Annotated in this window: 18 protein-coding genes; 12 read left to right on the top strand and 6 right to left on the bottom strand. The window is 47.6% G+C overall.

Going from position 1 to position 23,127, the window contains the following annotated elements; all coding sequences use genetic code 11:
* Positions 1-40: 40 nt before the first annotated feature.
* The gene (locus tag Q1B11_RS13585; RefSeq protein ID WP_299733587.1) at positions 41-631 is read left to right on the top strand and encodes a DUF4329 domain-containing protein; all 591 of its coding nucleotides are present in this window, start codon (positions 41-43) and stop codon (positions 629-631) included.
* Between the two features lie 156 nt (positions 632-787).
* Here the strand turns inward: Q1B11_RS13585 and Q1B11_RS13580 are convergent, their stop codons facing one another.
* The 4 genes from Q1B11_RS13580 to Q1B11_RS13565 form a co-directional block, all read right to left on the bottom strand.
* Positions 788-2,812, bottom strand: a complete 2,025-nt coding sequence (locus tag Q1B11_RS13580; protein WP_299733586.1) for an ATP-binding cassette domain-containing protein — start codon at positions 2,810-2,812, stop codon at positions 788-790.
* A gap of 72 nt (positions 2,813-2,884) precedes the next feature.
* Positions 2,885-5,629, bottom strand: a complete 2,745-nt coding sequence (locus Q1B11_RS13575) for a VCBS domain-containing protein (RefSeq protein WP_299733585.1) — start codon at positions 5,627-5,629, stop codon at positions 2,885-2,887.
* Between the two features lie 11 nt (positions 5,630-5,640).
* Positions 5,641-6,771, bottom strand: coding sequence for an HlyD family efflux transporter periplasmic adaptor subunit (locus Q1B11_RS13570; protein ID WP_299733584.1), 1,131 nt, complete (start codon positions 6,769-6,771; stop codon positions 5,641-5,643).
* Positions 6,772-6,919: 148 nt separating this feature from the next.
* Entirely contained in the window at positions 6,920-7,348 is a 429-nt protein-coding gene (locus Q1B11_RS13565) for a hypothetical protein (protein WP_299733583.1), read from the bottom strand.
* Between the two features lie 435 nt (positions 7,349-7,783).
* Between Q1B11_RS13565 and rpsP the strand changes: the two genes are divergently transcribed.
* The 4 genes from rpsP to rplS all read left to right on the top strand — a co-directional run bounded on the left by rpsP (position 7,784) and on the right by rplS (position 9,788).
* Positions 7,784-8,032, top strand: a complete 249-nt coding sequence (gene rpsP, locus Q1B11_RS13560; RefSeq protein ID WP_299733582.1) for a 30S ribosomal protein S16 — start codon at positions 7,784-7,786, stop codon at positions 8,030-8,032.
* Positions 8,033-8,054: 22 nt separating this feature from the next.
* Positions 8,055-8,606, top strand: a complete 552-nt coding sequence (rimM, locus tag Q1B11_RS13555) for a ribosome maturation factor RimM (RefSeq protein ID WP_299733581.1) — start codon at positions 8,055-8,057, stop codon at positions 8,604-8,606.
* Between the two features lie 68 nt (positions 8,607-8,674).
* Positions 8,675-9,418 carry a tRNA (guanosine(37)-N1)-methyltransferase TrmD gene (trmD, locus tag Q1B11_RS13550; protein WP_299733677.1) on the top strand — a complete coding sequence of 248 codons (744 nt, stop codon included), beginning with the start codon at positions 8,675-8,677 and terminating at the stop codon, positions 9,416-9,418.
* Between the two features lie 16 nt (positions 9,419-9,434).
* Complete coding sequence (gene rplS / locus Q1B11_RS13545) at positions 9,435-9,788, top strand: 50S ribosomal protein L19 (protein WP_299733580.1); 354 nt, start codon at positions 9,435-9,437, stop codon at positions 9,786-9,788.
* Positions 9,789-10,288: 500 nt separating this feature from the next.
* Here rplS and Q1B11_RS13540 read toward each other — a convergent pair whose 3' ends face one another.
* Positions 10,289-10,801, bottom strand: coding sequence for a cupredoxin family protein (locus tag Q1B11_RS13540; protein WP_299733579.1), 513 nt, complete (start codon positions 10,799-10,801; stop codon positions 10,289-10,291).
* 131 nt (positions 10,802-10,932) lie between these two features.
* Here Q1B11_RS13540 and Q1B11_RS13535 point away from each other — a divergent pair, with 131 nt between their 5' ends.
* The 6 genes from Q1B11_RS13535 (at position 10,933) to Q1B11_RS13510 (ending at position 18,471) form a co-directional block, all read left to right on the top strand.
* A complete protein-coding gene (locus tag Q1B11_RS13535) occupies positions 10,933-11,400 on the top strand; it encodes a hypothetical protein (protein WP_299733578.1) in 468 nt (155 codons plus the stop codon).
* Positions 11,401-11,516: 116 nt separating this feature from the next.
* Positions 11,517-12,809 carry a TolC family protein gene (locus Q1B11_RS13530; RefSeq protein ID WP_299733577.1) on the top strand — a complete coding sequence of 431 codons (1,293 nt, stop codon included), beginning with the start codon at positions 11,517-11,519 and terminating at the stop codon, positions 12,807-12,809.
* Positions 12,809-14,464 carry an efflux RND transporter periplasmic adaptor subunit gene (locus tag Q1B11_RS13525; RefSeq protein WP_299733576.1) on the top strand — a complete coding sequence of 552 codons (1,656 nt, stop codon included), beginning with the start codon at positions 12,809-12,811 and terminating at the stop codon, positions 14,462-14,464. Before Q1B11_RS13530 ends, Q1B11_RS13525 begins: the two co-directional genes overlap by 1 nt.
* Before the next feature lie 11 nt (positions 14,465-14,475).
* The gene (locus tag Q1B11_RS13520) at positions 14,476-14,811 is read left to right on the top strand and encodes a hypothetical protein (RefSeq protein ID WP_299733574.1); all 336 of its coding nucleotides are present in this window, start codon (positions 14,476-14,478) and stop codon (positions 14,809-14,811) included.
* Between the two features lie 11 nt (positions 14,812-14,822).
* Positions 14,823-17,948 (top strand): CusA/CzcA family heavy metal efflux RND transporter, encoded by a 3,126-nt coding sequence (locus tag Q1B11_RS13515; protein WP_299733572.1) that lies wholly within the window; start codon positions 14,823-14,825, stop codon positions 17,946-17,948.
* A 76-nt stretch (positions 17,949-18,024) separates the two neighbouring features.
* The gene (locus Q1B11_RS13510) at positions 18,025-18,471 is read left to right on the top strand and encodes a DUF411 domain-containing protein (protein WP_299733570.1); all 447 of its coding nucleotides are present in this window, start codon (positions 18,025-18,027) and stop codon (positions 18,469-18,471) included.
* A 282-nt stretch (positions 18,472-18,753) separates the two neighbouring features.
* Here Q1B11_RS13510 and Q1B11_RS13505 read toward each other — a convergent pair whose 3' ends face one another.
* Positions 18,754-21,126, bottom strand: a complete 2,373-nt coding sequence (locus tag Q1B11_RS13505) for an exonuclease domain-containing protein (RefSeq protein ID WP_299733567.1) — start codon at positions 21,124-21,126, stop codon at positions 18,754-18,756.
* Positions 21,127-22,270: 1,144 nt separating this feature from the next.
* Between Q1B11_RS13505 and Q1B11_RS13500 the strand changes: the two genes are divergently transcribed.
* Positions 22,271-23,062, top strand: coding sequence for a hypothetical protein (locus Q1B11_RS13500; RefSeq protein ID WP_299733565.1), 792 nt, complete (start codon positions 22,271-22,273; stop codon positions 23,060-23,062).
* The last annotated feature ends 65 nt before the right edge of the window (positions 23,063-23,127 follow it).

Genomic DNA, 23,127 nt, shown 5'->3' with positions numbered 1-23,127 from the left:
TGCCGATAGGCTTATAAGGCCATAGACTCAGACAGGAACCATGAGAAGGAAACTTTCTTTTCTTGCGTTAGGGGCAGCGCTAATATCGCCTTCATTTTCCAATGATATCAAGACATTTCTTCCGCCACCGATCATCAATTTATCGGAGTTTTACCAGTCGCCTTTTGAAACCGAAATGGCTGCGGTGATTGCTGCCACCAGCATTTACAACCCCACATCCATAAAAGACGACAGGGAATACATTGGCGGCATTTTTAAACACGAAGATAAAGACCTTTACTACTTTTCCGCCATCCCCGGTGTGCCAGGAAAAAATCAGATCAGTGCAACCCTGCAATTTCCAGATCATTTGAAATTGATCTCGGTGTGGCATACCCATGGCGCCGGTAAAGGCGGCTTTCTTTTTTTCTCAAGGCAAGACAAGCGTTTGGTGGAAAACCTAAATGTACCGCTTTATCTAGCCGACAGTTCAGGCTTTCTCAAAAAGCTCAGCCCCGGCGATCCAACGTTAACCCGAGGACAGGCTTATAAAAAAGGATTGGGCTACACAAAGGGCTATTCAAAAGGCAGTAAGGTGATCGATGAGAAGCGTAAATTCATTAAAATCCCAACAGCTCACGCTTCCCCTTAAGGACTTGTGCTGAAATAACTGCCATATTTCAATTAATGTTGTCCGTATTCCGAAAAAGCTTGAGCCACTCGCGCTTTACGGATTACGGATAGTGGGCAACGGTCTCAACGATGCTTCAATACCTCAGTAAATGTGGATCTTATTTCGGGGCGGTTCCTAGGTGTTACTGAGCTTCATAGGATACAACTGACCATTACTTAACGTCAGTGACTGATTACAGAACTGAGCAAAAGACTTCCGGTTACTGAGAATAATCAACCCTTTCCCCGATTCTTCGCAGAAGGCCCTTACCGACTGAACAAAGGTCAAACCATTATCGTCGCTCATGAACTCAAAAGGTTCATCCAGAATCACCAGATCCGCCTCTGTCAGAAAGACTCTGGCCAGCATAAACCGCTTACGTTCACCGGACGACAATGGAATGCTTTCATGGTTTTCGACTTTATAGTGGAGACCATCTTCAATTTGATTAATTTTGTCAGTCAATTGCACTTTATCCAACGCCATGGCGACCTGATCCGACGTCACCATGGTGTTACCCAAAATCAGGTTGTCGTACAAAGAACCGCTGAAGAATCGGTAGTAGGACGGGGAAAAATGAATATGACTGCGAATATCCCGATAATCAAAATGCTCAATGTTCAGGTTATTGACCAGCAAACTCCCTCTGGCGGGATCTTCGATACCCGCCAGTAAATTAAACAGGCTGGTTTTTCCAGAACCGGGGTGACCATATACATACAGTGACTCTGGCAAATTCAAATCAAAGCTGATGCCTTTGAGCTGAAAATAGCGATTCTCTGCATAAGTAAATTCAATCTGTTTCAATTCCAGGTGCTTGATGCGGGTTAAGCAAAAAGAAGCGCCCCGCTCTTCCACGGGAATCTCATAGAATTGATTCAGATTATCAAACAGCATCCGAATCCGATTAATATTAAACAGCAGATTCGTAATCGACGCACTGGTAATGGCTTTTGATGACAACAACGAACAGGCAACAAGCTGCCCCAGAGTCATCATCCCTTCTGACACCTGCCAGGCGCCATAACCGGTGACGGCAATCAATGAGAGAAACAGCACCAGCATGGAAATATGATTAATATGGGCGGAGATTGAAAAGTATTGCCGGTGATCAGGCCGATCATTTTCAATGACTTCCGTAAAATACCGTTCCATGCCCGCTAATTTGATAAACGGCAATGACTGCATGATTTCGTATTCAAACTTCCGCTTACGCCCTTCAAATTCATAACGTTCGTTGATGTAGCGCTGAATCCGTGGCTGAAGTAACAAGTTCAGCGCCACCACAAAGAGAATGGCCACCAATGGGATAAACACCATAGGGCCACCAAAATAAGCAATCAACCCCAGAGACAGCAACATAAACGGTGAATCCACCAGCGCCATCAAATGAAACGCACCCAGCATCTGGCTAAGAGAACGACCATAGGTTACCAGCTGAGTCATAAACGCCGAGGACTTGGGCATAGCCGATGGTTTCAAGTTACACAAACGGTAGGAAAACTCTCGAGCCATCTGTACTTCCAATCGGAACACCCGGTCGCTTAACAAATAAGACAACGCAGAGCGATTGACAAACCAGATCAACACCAGAAAGACAGCAATCAGTACCAACGATGACAAGATGCCCGTAAAGCCGTTGGGCAACACCTTGTCAAACACATTCATATTGTAGATGGGCACAACATAGGCAAGCAGGTTGGTAATCAAGCCAGTGAGCATTAGATAAATGCCGTCTTTCTCTGTTAGTCGTTTAATAAACCAACGCATATTCCGTTTACGGACACCGGATTTTTCGGCTCTTGGGGTTAGTTTTTCTGTGCTGATGATCAGTATGGGCTGCTCGAGATCCTGCTTTCCCCGGGTGCGATTAAAATCACTGTCGTGACGAAGAATGATAATGTCCTGCTCATGATCAAAGCAGAACAGCAGATGGTCCTCATCCAGCTCCACCATCTCAAGATGACTAATGGACGACACCTTCACCAGAAAACCCAACTCTTCCAGATACCCTTTGGTTTTATGTATATTGATTTCAGCGGTTTCACGGAGCTGATTGGAAATAAAGGCAAGTCGGCTGTATAACACGTAGTGCCGATTCAAATGATCCAGCGCATTAATCAAACTGGCGGTATTAATCTGACAATTGTCGCCATTCATAGAGTGCAGTCCATCGCTGTTCAATCAGTGCGTTTCAATCAGAGCTTTTCCATCAGAGCTTGTCAAAAAACCTTATAATCCCTGAGTCTGGCTATCATCGATAATTTCATAAAAGCCCAGTTCAAAATAATCCAAACCCAATGCCATCAATTCCATTCCCTGTAAACCATCGCCACCCTGAGCCACAATAACCTCGCCGGCTTCGGTGGCAGCCTGCTCAAAATCAAATGTCTGACTGTTTACCGATACGCCATCGTCGTTGATTTCATGGAATACCAGTTGCAGCTCATCAAGAGTCAGGGTTTCCAGAGATTCATTGCCGATGGTAACGCTGATTTCCTGCTGATGATTGTCATCTGAAAACTCCAGTTGCCCCTGCCCTACCCGCACATCATCGTTAAATATTTCGTAATAGAGGGCATTATCAGGATCGACCATATTAAGGTCATTATTTACTACGGCCAGTGACAGGATTCCTTCAGTCTGGTCATAGGTTTCACCGGTAATGGCGGCATTCTGCCCGGGGTCATCGGGCAAAGTCGCCACCGTCGTGTTGCCCGACAGGGTCACACTGTATTCATGCTCGCCACTGGTGATACCCGGAAAGTCCAATCCACTTTTCACGCTGCTTTCATCAAACCCTTGATTACCAACCACCAGCTGATAGTGCCCTTGCGGTAAATCACTGAAGGTGATGACCTGCAAAGAACCACCAGAGGGCGACAACAACGCTTCAAACTCGCCAACCTCAAGACCGATATCACCACGGCTATTACTCTGATAAAGTCGTATACCTGCCTCCCATTGATTACCACCAGAGGCATCCAGCGTGACCAAAAACTCACCTCCTTCATGATTCAGATGCCATTTATCCAGCGTTGTATAACCATTCTGCTCAACAATCTGACCGGACACTTCAGTCCCCAGCAAATCACCATCAACAATTTGAAAGAAGCTGCTATCGATGCTCAGACTGCCCTCATCAGTTCCTGCAGACTGAGGAAGATCAATAACAATCTGGGTGTTATCGATGGCAGTGCCGTAATGGCCTGCCCAATATTCTGTATCTTTACCGCCGTGCTCTACGTAAATAAAGCGAACGCCTGCTCCATAATCGGTAAACTGATGAGCGACTTCCTGCCACTGGCCATTTGCGGTCAGTATTCCGGTATCAAAGCTATCAATCACCTCATCATTGGCACCGCGGAGCTCCACTTTAAAGTAATACTGGTCACTGGTAGTTTGAATGCCTTGATACCACTCACTGGCATTGATATCCGGAGCAGAGTCCAGGTCGTCAAGTGAGAAGCCTTGAGCTTCAAGATCGATGATTTGAGACTTCCTGCCCCAACCATAAGAAGAGATAAAGCTTTGACTTCCTTCCTGACCAACACCGGTGACCGCCCAACCATTGCCACCGTTTGCGGTAATGGTCCAACCGTTGAGCGTGCCATTTTCAGCGGATGAATTGACCACCAGGTTGTCGCCAAAAGGTGCATCCACGGCACCATTGACCGTTACCTGAACCGTTGCGGTATCTTTATTGCCATCTACGTCCGTGACTGAATAGGAAAAAGAAACCTGCTCCGACTCTCCGGCGTTCAACGTTTCAAAATCAGCCCCTGTGACAAAACGGTATTGACCATCCTCATCGACAGTCACAAAACCTTTATCCGGCCCCGAGATCAGCTCATAAGACAATGCATCATTATCACCATCCATCGCCTGAAGCTGACCAATGGTATAACCACTGTCTTCTGAAACCTGAAGGCTGCCTTCCTGAGCCTGCGGCGCATGGGAGAGACTAATATCCAAAGAGCCCGTGGCCGAGGTGCTGCCATTGGTAACGGTATAATCAAAGTGTTCCGTCAACGGCTCTGAGGGTGTTTGCAATGCATCTTCTGATAATGCTGTCGCTTTATAACTCCAGTCACCGGCGCTATTAACACTCAGTTCACCGTACAATCCTTGAAACGTCACGGTTCCCAATGCGTTTAACGGTTGACCATTGACCGACGCAATGGTTGATGCCTCATCGCCGGAATCAGACAACAACTCTCCAGCCTGCCCAACCAGAATGGCGGCGCCATCACTTTCTTCGGTAATGATGGTTGTTGAAGCAAAGTCCTGAGCCTCGACCTGAATGGGTGGCTCAGGTTCAACAACAGCTTCTAAAGGAATAGGTTCTAAAGGTATTGGTGGTAATGCTGGAGTTGAGATTTCAAAACGATCTTGAGTGGTGACGTCGTCTACGATGAAAGAGGACAGCAAGTCAGGTTCACTGGTTACCGTACCATCGTCAGACGGTTCTGAGTCAGACGCCTCCTCTTCAACTTCATCGATAACCTCTTCTATAAGGTCTTCGCTGTCTGTCAGTTCATCTTCGTCAGTACCATCCTGTGCGGACTCATCCTCGTCACTCGCTACAGAAGTGCCTGAAGAAATAGCAGCATCCGTTGCAATGCCTGCCGGCGCTGAACGCCCTTGTGATAGCTCTGGCGCCACAACAGCACCGGGCGCATTCATGATGGAGGTGCTGCTGTCAAAAAGCTGAGTTTTAGCATCAACACCGGCAGCAGCTTTCGCCTTTTCTGCCCCTTCAGCTTCTTCCAGAGCCTCTTCTTCATCAAGCTCCAACAGCAGCGCTTCGAGCTCTTCCGGGGTAAGGTCGGCGATATCTTTTCGCTTCGAGGGGTTTTCAGCAGCCTGACCTTCCATGATCAAGCCATCGGAAGCCCCCAGCACGGTACTGGTCTGCACCGTGGCACTGGCATTGTCATTCCCCGAAGAAGGTTTGGGCTTGTTGACATCACTCATAGCGGCACCGGTTAGATATGGCCGATCTGGTGGAAGTGTTTGATTACCGGGCTCATCAGATAGCTGATCAAAGAAATGCGCCCTCTTTCAATGGTGCCAAAAAGGGTCATACCGTATTTCAATGGAAAACGTTGCTCTTTATATTCCAGATAGGACTGTTTCGGCACCACCTCCACACGATAGAAAAACTCATTGCCGGATTCTTCAAGGCGATCGACACTGACATGACTGATCACCCCGTCCAGATAACCAAACACGGTATGGTCATAAGCATCCAGCAGAAGTCGGACTTCTTTTTCCGCTTGAATCATCCCGATATCTTTGGCTGAGACTTTCAACGTAATTTTGAAGGGCTGCGGTGTGTCTTCGATGATTTCCGCAAAGGTATCGCCTTGACTGATAAACTTCCCTTCCTGGGAAAAATTCACATGGCGGACGACCCCGTTTACTGGCGAGCGAATATAAGAACGCTCCAGATAATATTGATAAAGGCGAATACTGCTCAGCACTTCCCGACGCTGTTCTTCATAGCGCTCAATCTCAAATACAATCCGCTCTTCAAAATCCTTTTTCACCTTCAGCAAATCTTTTCTGGATCGGAGCACCTTCTGCGTGGCGTCCATGGATTGCACAGAACTCACCGCCTTACGGTTAAATAGCGATAAAATGGCCTGACTCTTCTGATTATCGATGGCCACAAGCTCCCGCAAATTCTGCAAACTCTCATAATAGTTATTACTGATCTGTAGAAACCGTTCGACCTGCCTTGCCAACTTCTCTTCACGCTCACTGCCTGGTTCAAGATCGTCAAAGCCATCCAGCGCCTGTTCGTCCAGAAGTGCGTTCAATATTGCTATTTTCTTATCCAGCAACTGGGCTTTACCGGTGAGAATCTCAAGATTGATCTTTTGTTCGGCATGATCCAACTCAACGAGAATTTCACCTTTTTTGACGAAATCCCCTTCAGACGAATAAATGTGCTGAATCATGCCATCGTCAGCAAAATCCACATGAGCAGGAGGAAGAAAGGAGGACACTTCACCATCGGCGCGGGTGAACACTTCCACTTCAAGAAAGGTACTGATCAGCAGCAGCGCTGCAAACAGAAAACCAGAGAGAATAAGCCCTTTTTTTGCGTCCATGCGTTTTCAAACCACCCGATACTGAAGAAATCGCCAAACTGCACAGACTGGCTTCTATCAGTATAGGGAGTGGATCAAAAGCCCTGACAGGAGGGCGTTAAACTTGACGCTTGAGAATACCTTTAACCCGACTGCCTTAACCCCTCAGTCATATTCTGACATCTTTAAGCCTTTCCTTCTGCACTTCAAATCTGTCCAATGCACGGCCAGCACGGCGGCGATAATCATTGGGATCCGCGTCTTCCTCAGGTGTACTAGCATCATATTTCAATGAAGTACAAGCCTCGATAAGTTTATAAATGACTGAACGCAAACCTAGACCTCGTGTTTGAAGTTCCGATGGTTCAGTAGCCCTATCAGCAACCTTTTGAATATATTCGTTAACAGCTGGCTGTACGGAAGCCTCAAACCTGTTGAAGGTTCCAGTATCTATTAAGTGGTCGTACCTAACATGCGCTTTAAGAGCACGCTTTTGCAAGGACTCTGTGCGCCCTGCAGCTAACAGAAGCTCATCACTCATATCATTAAGTGCTTGCTGACACATACACAAAGGTGCCGGTGATTCAACTCTAGCCATAATGTTACTCCTACGATGATGGAAAGAGCTTTATAGTGTATCCACAACACCCAAAGAGTCACTAACCAGTGAGTCAGCAGGGCAAACAATTTACTCACTGATGTTACGCACTTTTATCGAAGGAATAAGGGCTGCAGAGCAATGGTCTCTTCTGGAAACCTAGATGATTCGTAGGGGGCGTAACTCCAGTTACTCAGAAGTATTACGGTTATATACCTAAGAACTGTATATTGCCCCCACCGCCAGTTTCCCCTACAATATGCGGCCTTTATGATTGGCATAAATCCGATCATGGATGAGTTGACAGCCTGGAAACGGAGCAATCCTCAACCAAGGCTGTCAGGACTCTTCTGAATTTTGTCGAGTGTCTTGCACACAAGGCAGAGGTAAATTCAGAAATCAGTTGCCGGAAACAACTATAGGAAAACCTATTCCATGGTAACCATTCGTTTAGCTCGTGGTGGCTCCAAAAAGCGCCCATTTTACCACCTGACCGTAGCTGACAGCCGTAATGCTAACGGCGGTCGTTTCATCGAGCGTGTAGGCTTTTTCAATCCTACTGCTCGTGGACAGGAAGAGCGTCTGCGTGTAGACAACGAGCGTGTAACATTCTGGCTGGGCCAGGGTGCTACTGCATCTGACCGCGTTGCCCAGCTTCTGAAAGAAGCTAACAAGGCTGCGTGAGGTTTGCGAGGTTAAAGAGTCAGTGACAAAGGCAGTAGAGGGCGCTGTAAAGCGCATAACGTTAGGCCATATTTCCGCCGTTTACGGCGTCAAAGGCTGGCTAAAGATTCACTCTAACACCAGCCCGATGGAAAACATCCTCAACTACCCAAGCTGGATCTTAGACCGCAACGGTGAATTAAAAACCGTTGAAATCGATCAGGCCCGCCAACATGGTAAAGGACTGGTCGCCCATATCGTCGGTTGCGATGATCGTGAAATCGCCCGCAGTTACTGCGGATACGAAATCACCGTCAATCTCGACGAATTGCCCGAACCGGAAGATGACGAAATATACTGGCATCAACTGGAATCGCTGGATGTTTTCTCTCGCAACGCTGAGGGAGACAACGTACTGCTGGGCAAAGTCAGCCACCTGATGGAAACCGGTGCCAACGACGTTCTGGTCATTCGCCCCTCAAAAGGCAGCATTGACCGTAAAGAGCGTTTGGTGCCCTGGCTTGTCGGAACGGTGGTATTAGACGTAAACCCTGAGAAAGGGTTTATCCGGGTAGATTGGGACCCGGAGTTTTAGTGACTATGACGACTCATGATGAACTTGATGAACATCAGGAAGACAACAAGAGCGCCATAGACACCGAAATGTGGTTCGGTGTCGTCAGCTTATTCCCGGACATGTTCCGGGCCATTACCGAGCACGGTATTACCGGCCGCGCGGTAAAGGACAAGCTGATCGAGGTAGAAACCTGGAATCCCAGGGATTTTACCCACGATAGACACCGAACCGTGGATGACCGACCTTATGGCGGTGGTCCCGGCATGTTGATGAAAATTCAACCTCTGCGTGACGCCATCCAGGCAGCCCGCAAAACTGCAGGAGCCGAGGCCAAAGTGATCTACCTCTCACCCCAGGGTCGTGTACTCGATCAACAAGGTGTAGAGGAACTTGCCCAAAGCAAGAAACTGATCCTGGTCGCGGGGCGATATGAAGGTATTGACGAGCGCGTAATCCAGACCGAGATTGATGAAGAATGGTCTATCGGTGATTTCGTGTTAAGTGGTGGTGAATTAGCCGCCATGACTCTGATTGATGCAGTTTCACGCTTTGTACCGGGCACCCTTGGTCATAAGGATTCCGCAGCAGAAGACTCATTTGCAGATGGTCTTCTTGATTGTCCGCACTACACCCGTCCGGAGCTATTCGAAGGACAGGAAGTGCCGCCGGTATTGCTCTCAGGCAACCATGCGCACATCGAGCGCTGGCGACTGAAGCAATCCCTGGGCAGAACCTGGCTGAGACGACCTGAACTCTTAGAGAACAGGACACTGACCAGCGAGGAAGAGAAGTTACTATCGGAGTTTCAAGCCGAGCGGAACATTGACTAACTGGGAGCATTTTTAAATGAGCAAAAACAAAATCATTGCACAGCTCGAAGCTGAGCAGATGAACAAAGAAATCCCGGCCTTCGGCCAGGGTGACACTGTTGTCGTACAGGTTAAGGTAAAAGAAGGCACTCGTGAGCGTCTTCAGGCGTTTGAAGGTGTTGTCATCGCCAAGCGTAACCGTGGTCTGAACTCTGCTTTCACCGTTCGTAAGATCTCTAGCGGTGTAGGTGTTGAGCGTACTTTCCAGACTTACTCTCCGCTGATTGCTTCTGTTACTGTGAAGCGTCGTGGTGACGTTCGTCAGGCTAAGCTGTACTACCTCCGTGAGCTGAGCGGCAAAGCTGCTCGCATCAAGGAAAAGCTCAACTAAGATTCAGTTAATTTTTCCGGCAACTGATCTCACTGAGTTTATTGAAGAGCGGTTTGAAGGACTTTCCTCCAGACCAAAAAAAAGCGGCGAAAGCTAGGCTGATAAGCTGTGAGGGACCTAAAATGACTTAGGTCCCTTTTTTAATGCTTAAAAATCAATAAGATAGAAAAATAAATTAGTGTAAAAAACGTACGGTGATGTAAAATAGTCTTTTAAAAACAGAAGGTTATACAGCTAACTAAAAAAATATCAATATGATATGCTATCCAATTGCAGCCATCATTACAGCGAAAACTCCTAATTCCCCTGATTTTTTCCGCTTTATCAAAAAATAAAGGAGGACAGCAGTGACTATTGCATCAAGTTGTTTTAGTGGTGATTTAATAAGTCAACAGGACGTAGACAATCAGCCCCTCAAGATGAGTCAGTAAGAGCCTCTGCATGTAAGTGAGGCTACTGCCAGCTCAACGGATCAGAATGAAGTGTGTATTCTTGCCAAGTTATTTTAAATGCTGCACTTGAACAGCAAACTTCATCCCTGCTTCATAATGCCCCGGTATCAAACAGGCGACCTGTATATCTGAGGCATGCCCAAACGTCCAGATTAACTCACCAAACTTGCCGGGATTCAGAGTGATCGCATTATCTTTTTCGTGATGCATATCTGGCATTTTCCTCATCATATCCCTGTGTTGCAGCAATGATTTCCGATCCCCGATGGTGAATTCATGGGGAATTTTGCCTTTGTTGGTGATCATGAAGCGAATGGTCTCTCCGGCTTTTACCCGTAGCCCGTCAAGGCTGTAACGCATGTTGTCGTGCATGGTAACAGAAATCGTTCGGTCAACGTCTTGCTGAGTGCCAGGCTTGCCTGCACCTTGCCCGGTGTTGTGCTCCATCTTATGACCATGATGGTGATTGTGTGTACTTGCTGTGTTGCCCGCTAGCGGTAACAGCAGACTGATAAGACCAACGACTGAAACAACCAAGTTTTTTACTTTGTCTATTGTCATCACAAAGTCCTTTTTTAACGCTGACCTTTCCCAAGATAAGCCTGTGTTCATCAATGGTAAAACTCATTGTTGACGCATGGCGGTCGAGATGCATATAGTGTGCGGATATTAAACCATTATCTATGATAACCATGCTGGTAAAACTTTCCTATCAACACAGTCGCTCAATCAGCGCAGCTTTATTAGCTGTAATGATTCTGTCTGTGCTGCAGTTTTGCATGATGTCGATGGCACAGGGCCAAACGATGTCTCATGGTAATAATCATCAACAGTCTGCCAGCCACCATGAAATGATGGCGGAAATGGTTCATGAAGTCGTCCTCGCAGGGGATGTGCATGACTGCTGTATTTCCGATTCATCCCTGTCTCATACTGTGGGTGATAGGGAAATGGCCTGTCCGGATTGTGAAGACAGTGATCCGGCACTGCATCTCAGCAGCCTTTCCGATCTAAAACCTCTGTATGCCTTGCTTTATGTAGTGGTGCAGGAAGCGTTAAACCATGCAACGCAAACCCGTACCTGGCAGGTGTTTACTGAACCCAATATTCTCTCCTCCCAGCCCGAAATCTATCTGGTGAAAGCCTCCTTCCTAGAGTAAGCCGTTGGTGCAATACCGTATCTATCACAGTTATTGCTTTTGAATTGTCGTGTACTGCTGCTCGTCTGTAATGGCTAACAGCGTTGCAACACACAGTTCTCCAACGGAGAAAAAACATGTTTTCCTATAGTCGCAGAAATGTGACGGCGCGAAAGCGTCTGGCAGCCCTGCCTCTGAAGGTCATTGGCCTGACGACTTTTGCCGCATCGCTACAGGCCGGAGTGCTGACCCTGCCAGAAGCTGAGCAGCGGGCACTGGCCGCCGATTATGGTGTGCAGGCATTAAAGGCGAAGAGCAGTGCCTTTGCGGAGCAGGCCATTGCTGCCGATACCTGGATGGATCCGACCCTGTCCATCGGCACGATGAATCTTCCCGGAAATAAACCCGATCCTTTTGATCAGGGAATGATCGAACTGAAGGTGGAGCAAATGTTGCCAAGGGGCGACAGCGCCCAAATTCAGCGCCGAAAAAGTGAATTACAGGGCGAAACCGCTAGGGTGGCTGCGTCTGATCGGCAACTGACCATACTGCGGGAAGTGCGCCTGGCCTGGCTTGATGCCTGGTATTGGCAGCAGGCGTTGCAACAGTTACAGGATGATCGCCATCTGTTTGAAAGTCTGCAGTCAGTCACTGAATCCATGTATAGCCAGGGACGCAAGAATCAGCAGGACTTGCTGCGTGCCGAATTGGAACTGTCCCGGCTGGAAGACCGCATCGTCAGTTTCAGCTCTGAACTGGCACAAAGCCGGGCGCAGCTAGCACGCTGGCTGGGACAGGCTGATGTGGGAAACATCAGCACTGAACTGCCTGACACCCCCTCCATAGCGGAAATCAATGACCAGAAGCTGTTACAGCACCCTCTGGTGCAGAATGCTGATCTGGCGATCACTCAATCCGAGCAGGATATTGCCCTGGCCAAAGAAGGCTACAACCCTCAGTGGGGCTTTGAGTTTAAATACGGGCGTGAAATGGCTGATATGAGCGCCATGGGTACTAGCGACAGCCGCAATAAATTTTCCGCCATGGTGATGCTGGATATCCCACTGTTCACCGCTAACCGTCAGGAACGTCAGCTCGCTGCCAGCCAGTATCGTCGTGAAGCCAGCGCAGCACAGCGGATGGAAACCCTGCGGCAGTTGCAGGGACAGTTACAGACCGAAGCTGCCCGCTATCAGGGGCTGAAAAATCGCCTTTCCTTATTCCGTGCACAGCTGGTGCCAAAGGTGATCAGTCAGTCGGAAGCCTCGCTAAAGGCTTATCAGGCCGATGCAGGTGATTTTACCGATGTGATTCAGTCCTATAAAGCCCGATTGGAAATGACCCTTGAATACACGCGGCTTCAGGCAGATACTCTGCAAAGCCATGCACGCCTGCGTTACTTGCTGCCAGCCAAAGGAGTGAAACGGTAATGAAAAAACTCACACTGACCCTGCTGGCTTGTGCCGTCGCCTTTTCTGCGGGCATGGTTTCCCAGCGTTATCTGAACAGTCACAGTGGAATGTCCCATGGGACTTCTCATGCGAGCATGACCACCATGGCTATTGGTACAGGGAATAAAGAGCCTTTGTACTGGGTAGCCCCTATGGACCCAAACTATCGTCGTGATAAACCGGGCAAGTCGCCCATGGGGATGGATCTGGTGCCGGTTTATGAAGAACCGGCTGGTGCTGATGAGGCACCGGGCACCGTAGTGATTTCTTCTGCCGTGAAAAATAATTTGGGTGTGCGATCTGCCTCAGCCACGACGCAAACCCTTGAACCGCGCATTAATACGGTGGGTCTGATTGGTTACAACGAAGATAGCCTGTATCAGGTCAACAGCCGGGTGGAAGGCTGGGTAGAAAATATTCAGGTGTCGTCCAGAGGCGAGTTTGTACGCAAGGGCAGCAAGCTGTTTGATCTGTACTCTCCCGCTCTGGTGAATGCCCAGGAAGAACTGCTGTCGGCATTGCGTTCAGGCAATCAGTCGCTGATCCGGGCATCGAAAGAACGCCTTGAATCATTAGATGTTCCGGCCAGAACCATCAACAAAATCGTTGAGCGTCGTCAGATTGAACGCACTCTTTCTTTTTATGCGCCCAGTGATGGTTATGTATCTCAGCTGAACACCCGTGATGGTGGTTACATCAATCCCTCAAAAACCATTATCGAGCTGGCCAGCTTGGACAATGTCTGGGTGGTTGCCGATGTGTTTGAGCGTCAGTCACAACTGGTCAAACCCGGGCAGAAAGCCACCATGACCATGGAGTATCTGCCGGGACAGGAATGGCAGGGAATGGTCGATTATGTGTATCCGGAACTGGACCCGCAGACCCGCAGCCTGAGAGTACGATTGAAGTTTGATAACCCGAATGCGCGCTTGAAACCCAATATGTATTCGCGCATTCGCATCAACACTGACTCGTTCACTGCCCTCAGCGTTCCCCATGAAGCACTGATTCGTACCGGTGAGCAGGAACGGGTGGTGAAAAACCTTGGTGGTGGTAAATTCCGCTCGGTATTGGTGCAGACAGGTCGTCGTGTCGGGGACCGAGTTGAGGTCCTCAGGGGCTTATCTGAAAACGATAAAGTAGTGACTTCTGCACAGTTCCTGCTGGATTCTGAATCCAGTATCACCGCTGACCTGAGCCGGTTTGAAGAACCGGTGAGCGATACAGTCTGGATTGAGGGCATTCTGGAGCAAGCCAGTTCATCGGCCCTGAGTATTACCCATGCCCCGGTTGATGAATGGGGCTGGCCTGCCATGACCATGGATTTTGAACTCAGTCCGTCAGTGGATATGACAACCTTTGACCAGGGACAGGCTATTCGCTTTGAAGTGGAAAAAACGGCAATGGGTGGTTATCAGATATTGGCGGTTGAAACGCTGGATCAGGCTCCTGCCAGATTGTCTGGCTCTGGTATGAACCATGAAGGCATGGACCACTCTGGTCATGATATGTCAGGCATGAACCACGAAGGCATGGATCACTCCGGTCATGATATGTCGGGTATGAACCACGAAAGCATGGATCATTCCAGCCACAACATGCCAGAAACCGATCACAGCAAAATGGGTCATTAAGGAGCACCATCATGATCAAGGTTATCAATAACGGACTGAAGAACAATCGCTTCCTGATGGCTCTGGCGGTGCTGGCGGCATTAGGTACACTGCAGCTGTTCAGCTCTCCGGCACAGGCTGAAGAGAATGAGTACCACAAAGGTATGAATCATTCCGATCACAGAATGAACCATAAAGATATGAATCATTCCGATCACAGAATGAACCACGAAGGCATGGATCACTCCGGTCACAATATGCCTCACCAGCCCATGAATCACGGAGATATGAACCATAAAAAAATGGATCATTCCGATCATCAGATGAACCACAACGGCATGGATCATTCCCGTCACAAGGGACACTGAGGAGTATTACCATGATCAAGGCGATTATTCGCGGATCGCTGGGAAATCGCTTCCTGGTGTTACTGGCAGCATTGGCGCTGCTGTTTGCAGGTGTTTGGGTCACGAAAAATACGCCTGTTGACGCTTTGCCTGACCTGTCCGATGTGCAGGTGATTATTAAAACAGACTACCCCGGTCAGGCACCGCAACTGGTGGAAGATCAGGTGACCTATCCCCTGACCACGGCCATGATGGCCGTGCCAGGTGCTGTGGATGTGCGTGGTGCCTCCATGTTCGGCAGCTCTTACGTTTATATCCTGTTTGAAGATGGTACTGATATGTACTGGGCACGCTCCCGGGTGCTGGAATACCTGAACCAGGTACAGTCCAGCCTGCCTGCCGAAGCGACTACCGCTCTGGGGCCTGATGCCACTGGTGTTGGTTGGGTGTTTAACTACGCCTTGGTGGATCGCACCGGCCAGCATGATCTGGCCCAGTTGACCAGCCTGCAGGACTGGTATCTGAAGTTCCAGTTGCAGTCAGTGCCCGGTGTCAGTGAGGTGGCTACTGTTGGTGGTATGGTGCGCCAATATCAGGTGATTGCTGATCCCGACAAATTGCGTGCCTATGGCATTCCTCTGCAACAGCTGCGTATGGCACTGGAACAAGGTAACCGCGAATCCGGGGCATCGGCCATTGAAATGGCGGAGGCGGAATACATTGTCCGCATTACCGGCTATCTGCAAAGCATGGAAGATATCCGTCAGGTGCCGTTAATGGTCACGCTTGAAGGGACACCTCTTACTGTGGGTGATGTGGCTGAAGTGCGGGAAGGTCCGCAGATGCGCCGAGGCATTGCCGATCTGAATGGTGAAGGTGAAGTGGTAGGCGGCATTATCGTAATGCGCTTTGGTGAAAACGCCCAGAAGGTGATTGATACCGTAAAGGTAAAACTTCAGGAGCTGGCGCAGGGACTGCCGGAAGGTGTTGAAATTATTACCACTTATGACCGCTCTAATCTGGTGGCAAACTCCATCAACACCCTGACCAGCACATTGGTCATACAGTTGCTGATTGTGATGGCGATTTGCGCACTGTTTCTGCTGCATTTTCGCTCGTCGCTGGTGATACTTATCAGCCTGCCGCTAGGCATTCTGGGTGCCTTTGTCATAATGTACGCTCAGGGGCTGAACGCGAACATTATGTCTTTGGGCGGGATTGCCGTTGCCATTGGTTCGATGGTGGATGGCTCAATCGTAATGATTGAGAATTTCCACAAACATTTGCAAAAGGTCAAAGTCACTGCCGCTAACCGCTGGGAAGTCGTACGACAGTCGTCTCTGGAAGTCGGGCCGCCGTTGTTTTTCTCCCTGCTGATTGAAGCCATCAGCTTTATGCCGGTTTTCAGTTTGCAGGCACAGGAAGGCCGAATGTTCTCACCGCTGGCCTTTACCAAGTCCTACGGCATGGTCGTTGCCGCCGGTCTGACCATTACCCTGGTGCCGGTACTGATTGGATATCTGGTGCGTGGCAAGGTGATGCCGGAACAGCGTAACCCGGTGAACCGGGCGATGATGGCGGCGTACCGCCCGTTTGTAACACAGGCTCTGAACTGGCCAACAACCGTGGTGGGTGGCGCATTGCTGCTGATGATCGTCGGTTTCTGGCCTGCCTCAAAGCTGGGTAGCGAGTTTATGCCACCGCTGGATGAAGGCGATCTGATGTATATGCCGACCACCTATGCCGGTCTTTCTGTCGGTAAGGCAAGGGAGCTGCTGCAACAGACGGATCGCCTGATTAAAACACTGCCGGAAGTGGACACGGTATTTGGTAAGGTGGGGCGTGCGAATACCGCCACTGATCCTTCACCCCTGACCATGATCGAAACCGTGGTTCAGCTCAAGCCCCGCAATGAATGGCGTGATGGTATGACACCGGGAACCCTGCGAGCAGAGCTGGAAGAACTGGTGAAACTGCCCGGTGTCAGCAATGCCTGGGTGATGCCGATCCGTACCCGTATCGATATGCTCTCAACCGGCATTAAAACGCCGGTGGGTATTCAGGTCACCGGACCTGATCTCAAGGTCATAGAAGACCTTGGTCGCCAGCTTGAGCAGATTCTGCAACCGGTGCCCGGGACTTTATCCGTATATGCGGAGCGGGTTGTGGGTGGTCGTTATATCAAGGTGGATATTGACCGTGTCCGGGCTGCCCGTTTTGGCCTGAATATTAGTGATATTCAGGCGGTAGCATCCTCTGCTATTGGCGGTATGAATGTCACCAGCACGGTGGAAGGGCTGGAGCGTTACCCGGTAAATCTGCGTTATCCGCAAAGCTACCGGGATTCCGTGGAAAACCTGCAACTGCTGCCACTGGTAACCCCTGCTGGCCAGAGCATTGCCCTGGGTGATGTGGCGGATATTTATATTGAAGACGGCCCCGGTGCCATTCGTTCCGAAAATGCCCGACCCGCCGGCCGTGTGCTGATTGATATTGAAGGGCGTGACCTCGGCTCCTATGTTCGTGAAGCTCAGGCGGTAGTGCGCGAATCTCTTGATCTGCCTGCCGGTTACTCGCTGGACTGGACCGGTCAGTATGAATATATGGAGCGTGCAAATGAACGACTCTCCATTATCATTCCGGTAACTTTGTTCTTTATTACCGTGGTGCTGTTCCTGACCTTCCGCCATATTTTTGAGGTACTGGCCATCCTTGGCACATTACCATTTGCCCTTATTGGCGGTATCTGGCTGATGTTCCTGCAGGGCTACAACATGTCGGTGGCCGTGGCTGTTGGCTTTATCGCACTGGCGGGTGTCACCGTGGGAAATGCCATAATGATGCTGGTCTATCTCAACCAGTCGCTAGACGAGCGTCGTGCGCTGGCGGTGGATCAGAATCGTAGTCTGTCACTGGTGGATATCCGCAATGCTGTACTCGATGGAGCAGTTCTGCGCCTGCGGCCTATTATGATGACCGTCTGCACCATCCTGTTTGGCCTGGTGCCGGTAATGCTGAATGACGGCACGGGTGCTGAAGTGATGCAGCGTATAGCGGGGCCGATGATTGGCGGTATTACCAGTTCACTAATTGTGACTCTGATGCTGGTGCCAGCTATTTATTACCTGCGACACAGTTTCAGTGTTCGTAAATCATAACCCGTAAGCAGCCTCATTCCGGTGGGGCTGCGCAACAATAAAGAATCACCGAATCATGCAAACGGAGTTCATATCCATGACAACAGTGAAACAGCTAATGCTCGGATCAGTACTGACCTTTACATCCCTGTCGGCACTGGCAACAGAAAATCTCCCGACCATTATGGTCTATAAATCGCCTACTTGTGGGTGCTGCACAGAATGGGTTAAGCACTTGGAAGACTATGGCTTCAAGACCATGAGCCACAATGTGCAGGATGTGAATAAATATAAGCAGAAAGCCAATCTGCCCCACGGAATGGGTTCATGCCATACCGCGTTTGTGGATGGGTATGCCATTGAAGGCCATGTTCCTGCGGAAGACATTAAACATATGCTGACTGCGAGACCGAATATTCGGGGCATCGCAGTGCCGGGAATGCCTATGGGTTCACCCGGTATGGAGTATGGTAATAGAAAGGATGCTTATAACGTAATTAGTTATACAAAAGATGGAAGCACAGAAGTGTTTTCCAGTCATTAATCTTAAAAACCTTATTCTTGAAAGCTGATAATGGCCGCATATTGCGGCCTCATGCTTAGCAGGTGTTAAAGAAATATTACCTATAACCTTCGACTCTTCTTCACGCTTACAACAGTTAAACTACAAGCTCTTGGTCTTGAAGTTCATAGATTCCCAGAGGGCCAACGCTTTCCAGCATGCTATAGAGGTTCAACAGATCATCACAGTTGGCAAAGGCGTAGTTTCCTGCCATCTGTATGCGGCTTGCTTGCCGGTATTAACACCTTGCTGTAATTGTCTTGACTAATGGTAGTTTTCCTTGAATTCCTTGAACGCGCTGAAGCTCAAAATATCCTGTATTGAGTATCTTTTTTCGGCCAGGCCGAGTTTCTGAGCGGGAGTTAATGGCTTCTGTTTGCTGCCTTTGTTCTTCAATTTTTTAGAGTCGGTAATAATATAGTTGTTGTAAACCCGTAGAATCTCTACAAGCATGACACTCCATTTAGGGTTGTAGGATGCGTAGCCATTCCAGCGATGACCATTGGTCGCTGAGGTGATCGGGCGTTCGAGTACATTGATTCTTCTGCGAATCATCTGAAAGTAGTTGTCTACGCCTTGAGTAGAGCTATCAAACAAACTTTCAGCCACATCAAGCCATTGATCTTTTCCGACACCAACCAATGGCTTTAACTGAATAGAATGTTGTGATTTTGGAAAAGGATGAACCAGCCATTCAGAGCGACTATGACCAGCGTTATGTAACTGGTGCTCCAAATTTGCTGCCCAATACTTCTGGGCTAATTCTCTCTTTTCCGCAAGGGTGAGATTGTCCTTACCTTTACCGCTAAACTCCACCCCATGCTTCCTTAAAACCTGCTCTGCCCAGGATCTTTTGTCCTGCATTTGGCTCGCATTATTCCTGTCAGCACGAATCAGAACAGGGTAAATTTTCTTATTCTCAATCAATTCCCGAAGCACCAGACAAATACCCAACTCAAACCCTTCATCGTCATCTGCCATCAAGTACGAGTAGTCAATGACATCATAAAATGGCTTCATTTGCTCCAGGTGGGCCATTAATGAGTATGTTTGCTGCACCAGGAGCCCTTTTTGAGGTGCTTTCAGTGATAATTCATCATTGACATCATCTCCTTGAACTTCTCTATCCTTGAGTACATATTGAGCATGACGCCGCTTCCATTCAGGTTTTTCAAAGTCTCGACGCATGGCGCTGTCTTTTTTGATGGCTTCCCAGTCACTGGTAAAATCGAAATTTAATGTACTGGCAAAGACAAATCGACTCTGGTTATCAACAGTGCTCGTATTTACCAACTTTGTAGGTCTGGCATCCTCTTTTTCTGTCCAATTAACAAGATAGTGCTGACGATCCATGCTGAGAGTTAGCCGTTTTCCGTTAAGGGAATTCAGGTTTTGACTGATATGCCACTGATCAAACTGAATGCACTGCTCATAAAAGAATTCGAGTTTGTGGTAAATCAGGCTCATGGATATATCCAGTTGCTCCGAGAGCCTGTTCAAAATTCCTTTGTTGACCAACCCCTTTAACAGCGCCACATTGACATCTTTTCGTGCTTGCCCCATTTGCGGGTTCAGCGGAATGGTGAACTGGTTTTTACAAGCCTTACATTGAATACGCTGAGAAGACATCTCCTCTTGCCTCTTGGTGGCTGAAGCTCGTGTGCCTTTCAATGTGTATCTCTTGGGGTGTTTATAGAGATTGACTGCTGCGTTTCGGCAAGGCCTTTTGCGCCTATTTGAGGTTTGAAGCTTCACATCAGGGCATGAAATATCTCTTAACCTGAAAATCGCATTAAGTCGGAGTGATTCTAATACAAATGCTTTATTGTTAATGAGCTTTGTGCTCGATCCACATAACTTGCAGGTTAGCGACTTACCAACATTGCTATTAGTCAGCTTGTAAGCGTTGCCTAAGCTCTTCTTGGGCTCACCGGATTTTTTCAGTTTTGGGTTCAGTGCTGGCACACCATAGTTATTACAACTGGGGTTTTTACAATGGTTAAGCTGTATCAGTTGACCCGATTCCGGGTGTTTGAACGCCCTCGGTATTGGCCGGATTTCTTTTTCCTCTCTGGGTTTCTGGTGAGGAGTTCGGTTGAGAGGCCTTTCATCGTCATAATGAAATTTGACGTATAAGTGAGCTGTTAACTCTGCGTCAATCGCAGCACCATGCACCTTTCTTTGAGATATATCGATACCATATCTAATACAGGCAGAATCCAACTTAACGTATTTGCCGTTGTTTTCTCGGTTGGCGAAATCAACCATCAAGCACGATGACTCGAAGTCTCTGCTCAATACAACATCTATACCGCTTCGATCCAATTCAGATTGGATAAAGGGCATATCGAAGTTTTTTGAATAAAAAGAGAGCCTAGCTCCAGAAATGAACTCCAGCAGAGGTGTGGCAATTTTAGAGAATGTGGGCTGTTTTGAAAGAAATTCAGCCGTTAGTTTGTGAACCTTAAAGGCTCCAGGCTGGCTCTTCTTTCCTTCGGGGTTGATAAACGAGTGAAAGGTGTTGCCCGTAACCTCTCCATCAATGATTTCCACCGCCGCAATATTGATCACACGGTGTCCACCTTTGGATGGCGACAGCCCTGTAGTTTCCGTATCTATAACAATAACTCTGTCCATAAAAACCAACTGAAAGCTGACTTGTTATAACTTAATGATAGATTATTTTTTCAGTTGGACAGATAAGTAATTGTTTTTATAGTATTATTTTACATCATCGTACGAATTTTTATATATTTAAAAACTATAACCTATTGATTTTTAACCATTAAAAAAGGGACCTGAGTCATGCTCAGGTCCCTCACAGCTTATCAGCCTAGGCGAAAGCCGCTTTTTTTATACCAGCAATAACATCATTCGTAGTGCTTAGTTTCTAACAGAGCTCCGAACTAGACAATATTGCAAGCTTGAGAGTTTTTAGATCTTTGTAACAATCAAATCTGTCTTGTTTTGCATTGGAAGTTTCTTTGCATCCTACAGCCTGGATGGCAATCCCCCGAAAATTAACAGCACGAAAATAAGGTCTTCACTATGGCTGCGCTCTGCAAAATGGGTGTACTTAAAAGTGTTCCCGAGGTGGTGAAAATTTAAATTTCATCAGCTGTTATCCCGCATGAATGCTCGGTATCAAAAATAGAAAAATCACAAAATTACAGACTGCGGAACACTTTTAATTACACCCCTGCAAAACACTAAACATTATGATCTATCAGCAAATAGCCCAGATTCTGCTTTATTCATCAATTCAAGATTCATTAACTCGAAGCCTTTACGAGTTTGCACGCTACAGAAAACCTGCACCCTTCCCCACCATAAACCGCACGTTCGAGAAATTTAAAAACGTTCCCAGTATTCCTTCCCCTGCCAATATGGGTATTGCAAGATGCCGTATATGATCACTATACGGCTACTCAACAGAAACGTTAAGGCGAGCCGATAAACCGATAATAGTTAATATCAATTGGTCAGGACAGGTTCTATAAATGCGAAAAATTCCAGAAAGTCACCCAATAAGATTAGACGAAAATCAACAGCCCATACCATCTGAAAGTTCTGAAGACGAAACAACAGGCTCAGTGGCTGGACGAGAGGTAAAGACGCACACAAGAGCAGAAAAGAAAATAGCGGGCTACGATCTTCCAAAGAAAATCCTTCTCTAGCATCACGGACAATTCAACCGATTGAAACAAAGCAGAATGATGCGCAAATTGAAGAAAAAAAAGAAATTATACAACATTGTAGACTCGTTTATCAGAGAGCAACTATGGCAAGCTCTTATGATGACTTCTATAGACACGCAGTGGCAGGGGTGGAAAGTTTAAATAAGGCCCTCAAAAAGTTAGGAATAGAGGAACACGATGCAGATGGTAAATATACAGATATATTTGCCCTATCCATTGACAGCTTGAACAAGGCTATTGAAGTCAAAAACCCACATCATAACTTTGATAAAACCGATCCGCTAAAACTAACTGGGGATATCCAGAATTTCATTGCAAGTAACAAACAACATGCAGCATTTATCTATTCAGATTATTCTATAGCAAGTGGCCACCCCATTTTATGCATATTAGCACGTATCCCGAACACGATAGATAATACCAAAATAAGGTTAAGCTTAATCGATTCTATCGGGAATCCAATTGACAACCCTCCTAGAATAAATGATTATTATAGTCTTCTGCTCCAACAACTGGAGCCTTACCTTATAAATCATAAGAATGTTGAGATTGAGGCGGGTCTGCTAGGGGTACATAGTCAGTATGACAAAGATACTTGCAAAGCTTGGTTAGCAGAATTTATCCGAAAAACACCCGATATTTTTTCATTAGATGATACTCTTTGGGAAAATGCTGCCGATTTGGAAAGCTCCGTTGAAAAACTTTACGCTTGTAAAAGTGCAGGCAATTTGAAATTGTATTCATTGACCCAGCTTCCCCCAAAATACATGATGGCCGTTCAAAACCCCAAGGTTATTCGCAAGTATATCGAAAGCTATCAAGGGAGCTCCCCTGATATAAAAAAACTGGAAACATTACTAGAAACTCGACTTTAGATTTTCCATAAAACGGAAGTTTGGTCAGATTGCATAATTTCAAACAAACCAACATCGACGAACTA

The organism is uncultured Endozoicomonas sp. (genome assembly GCF_947495845.1).
Lineage (GTDB): Bacteria > Pseudomonadota > Gammaproteobacteria > Pseudomonadales > Endozoicomonadaceae > Endozoicomonas.
Note: the sequence above shows the minus strand (reverse complement) of the source record. Positions and strands in the feature narration are given on the sequence as shown.

What these genes read in the sequence shown, in the direction of transcription:
- Q1B11_RS13585 (WP_299733587.1), top strand. Translation starts at nt 41, where the DNA reads ATGAGAAGGAAACTTTCTTTTCTTGCGTTAGGGGCAGCGCTAATATCG.
- Q1B11_RS13580 (WP_299733586.1), bottom strand. Translation starts at nt 2,812, where the DNA reads ATGAATGGCGACAATTGTCAGATTAATACCGCCAGTTTGATTAATGCG.
- Q1B11_RS13575 (WP_299733585.1), bottom strand. Translation starts at nt 5,629, where the DNA reads ATGAGTGATGTCAACAAGCCCAAACCTTCTTCGGGGAATGACAATGCC.
- Q1B11_RS13570 (WP_299733584.1), bottom strand. Translation starts at nt 6,771, where the DNA reads ATGGACGCAAAAAAAGGGCTTATTCTCTCTGGTTTTCTGTTTGCAGCG.
- Q1B11_RS13565 (WP_299733583.1), bottom strand. Translation starts at nt 7,348, where the DNA reads ATGGCTAGAGTTGAATCACCGGCACCTTTGTGTATGTGTCAGCAAGCA.
- rpsP (WP_299733582.1), top strand. Translation starts at nt 7,784, where the DNA reads ATGGTAACCATTCGTTTAGCTCGTGGTGGCTCCAAAAAGCGCCCATTT.
- trmD (WP_299733677.1), top strand. Translation starts at nt 8,675, where the DNA reads ATGTGGTTCGGTGTCGTCAGCTTATTCCCGGACATGTTCCGGGCCATT.
- rplS (WP_299733580.1), top strand. Translation starts at nt 9,435, where the DNA reads ATGAGCAAAAACAAAATCATTGCACAGCTCGAAGCTGAGCAGATGAAC.
- Q1B11_RS13540 (WP_299733579.1), bottom strand. Translation starts at nt 10,801, where the DNA reads ATGACAATAGACAAAGTAAAAAACTTGGTTGTTTCAGTCGTTGGTCTT.
- Q1B11_RS13535 (WP_299733578.1), top strand. Translation starts at nt 10,933, where the DNA reads ATGCTGGTAAAACTTTCCTATCAACACAGTCGCTCAATCAGCGCAGCT.
- Q1B11_RS13530 (WP_299733577.1), top strand. Translation starts at nt 11,517, where the DNA reads ATGTTTTCCTATAGTCGCAGAAATGTGACGGCGCGAAAGCGTCTGGCA.
- Q1B11_RS13525 (WP_299733576.1), top strand. Translation starts at nt 12,809, where the DNA reads ATGAAAAAACTCACACTGACCCTGCTGGCTTGTGCCGTCGCCTTTTCT.
- Q1B11_RS13520 (WP_299733574.1), top strand. Translation starts at nt 14,476, where the DNA reads ATGATCAAGGTTATCAATAACGGACTGAAGAACAATCGCTTCCTGATG.
- Q1B11_RS13515 (WP_299733572.1), top strand. Translation starts at nt 14,823, where the DNA reads ATGATCAAGGCGATTATTCGCGGATCGCTGGGAAATCGCTTCCTGGTG.
- Q1B11_RS13510 (WP_299733570.1), top strand. Translation starts at nt 18,025, where the DNA reads ATGACAACAGTGAAACAGCTAATGCTCGGATCAGTACTGACCTTTACA.
- Q1B11_RS13505 (WP_299733567.1), bottom strand. Translation starts at nt 21,126, where the DNA reads ATGGACAGAGTTATTGTTATAGATACGGAAACTACAGGGCTGTCGCCA.
- Q1B11_RS13500 (WP_299733565.1), top strand. Translation starts at nt 22,271, where the DNA reads ATGGCAAGCTCTTATGATGACTTCTATAGACACGCAGTGGCAGGGGTG.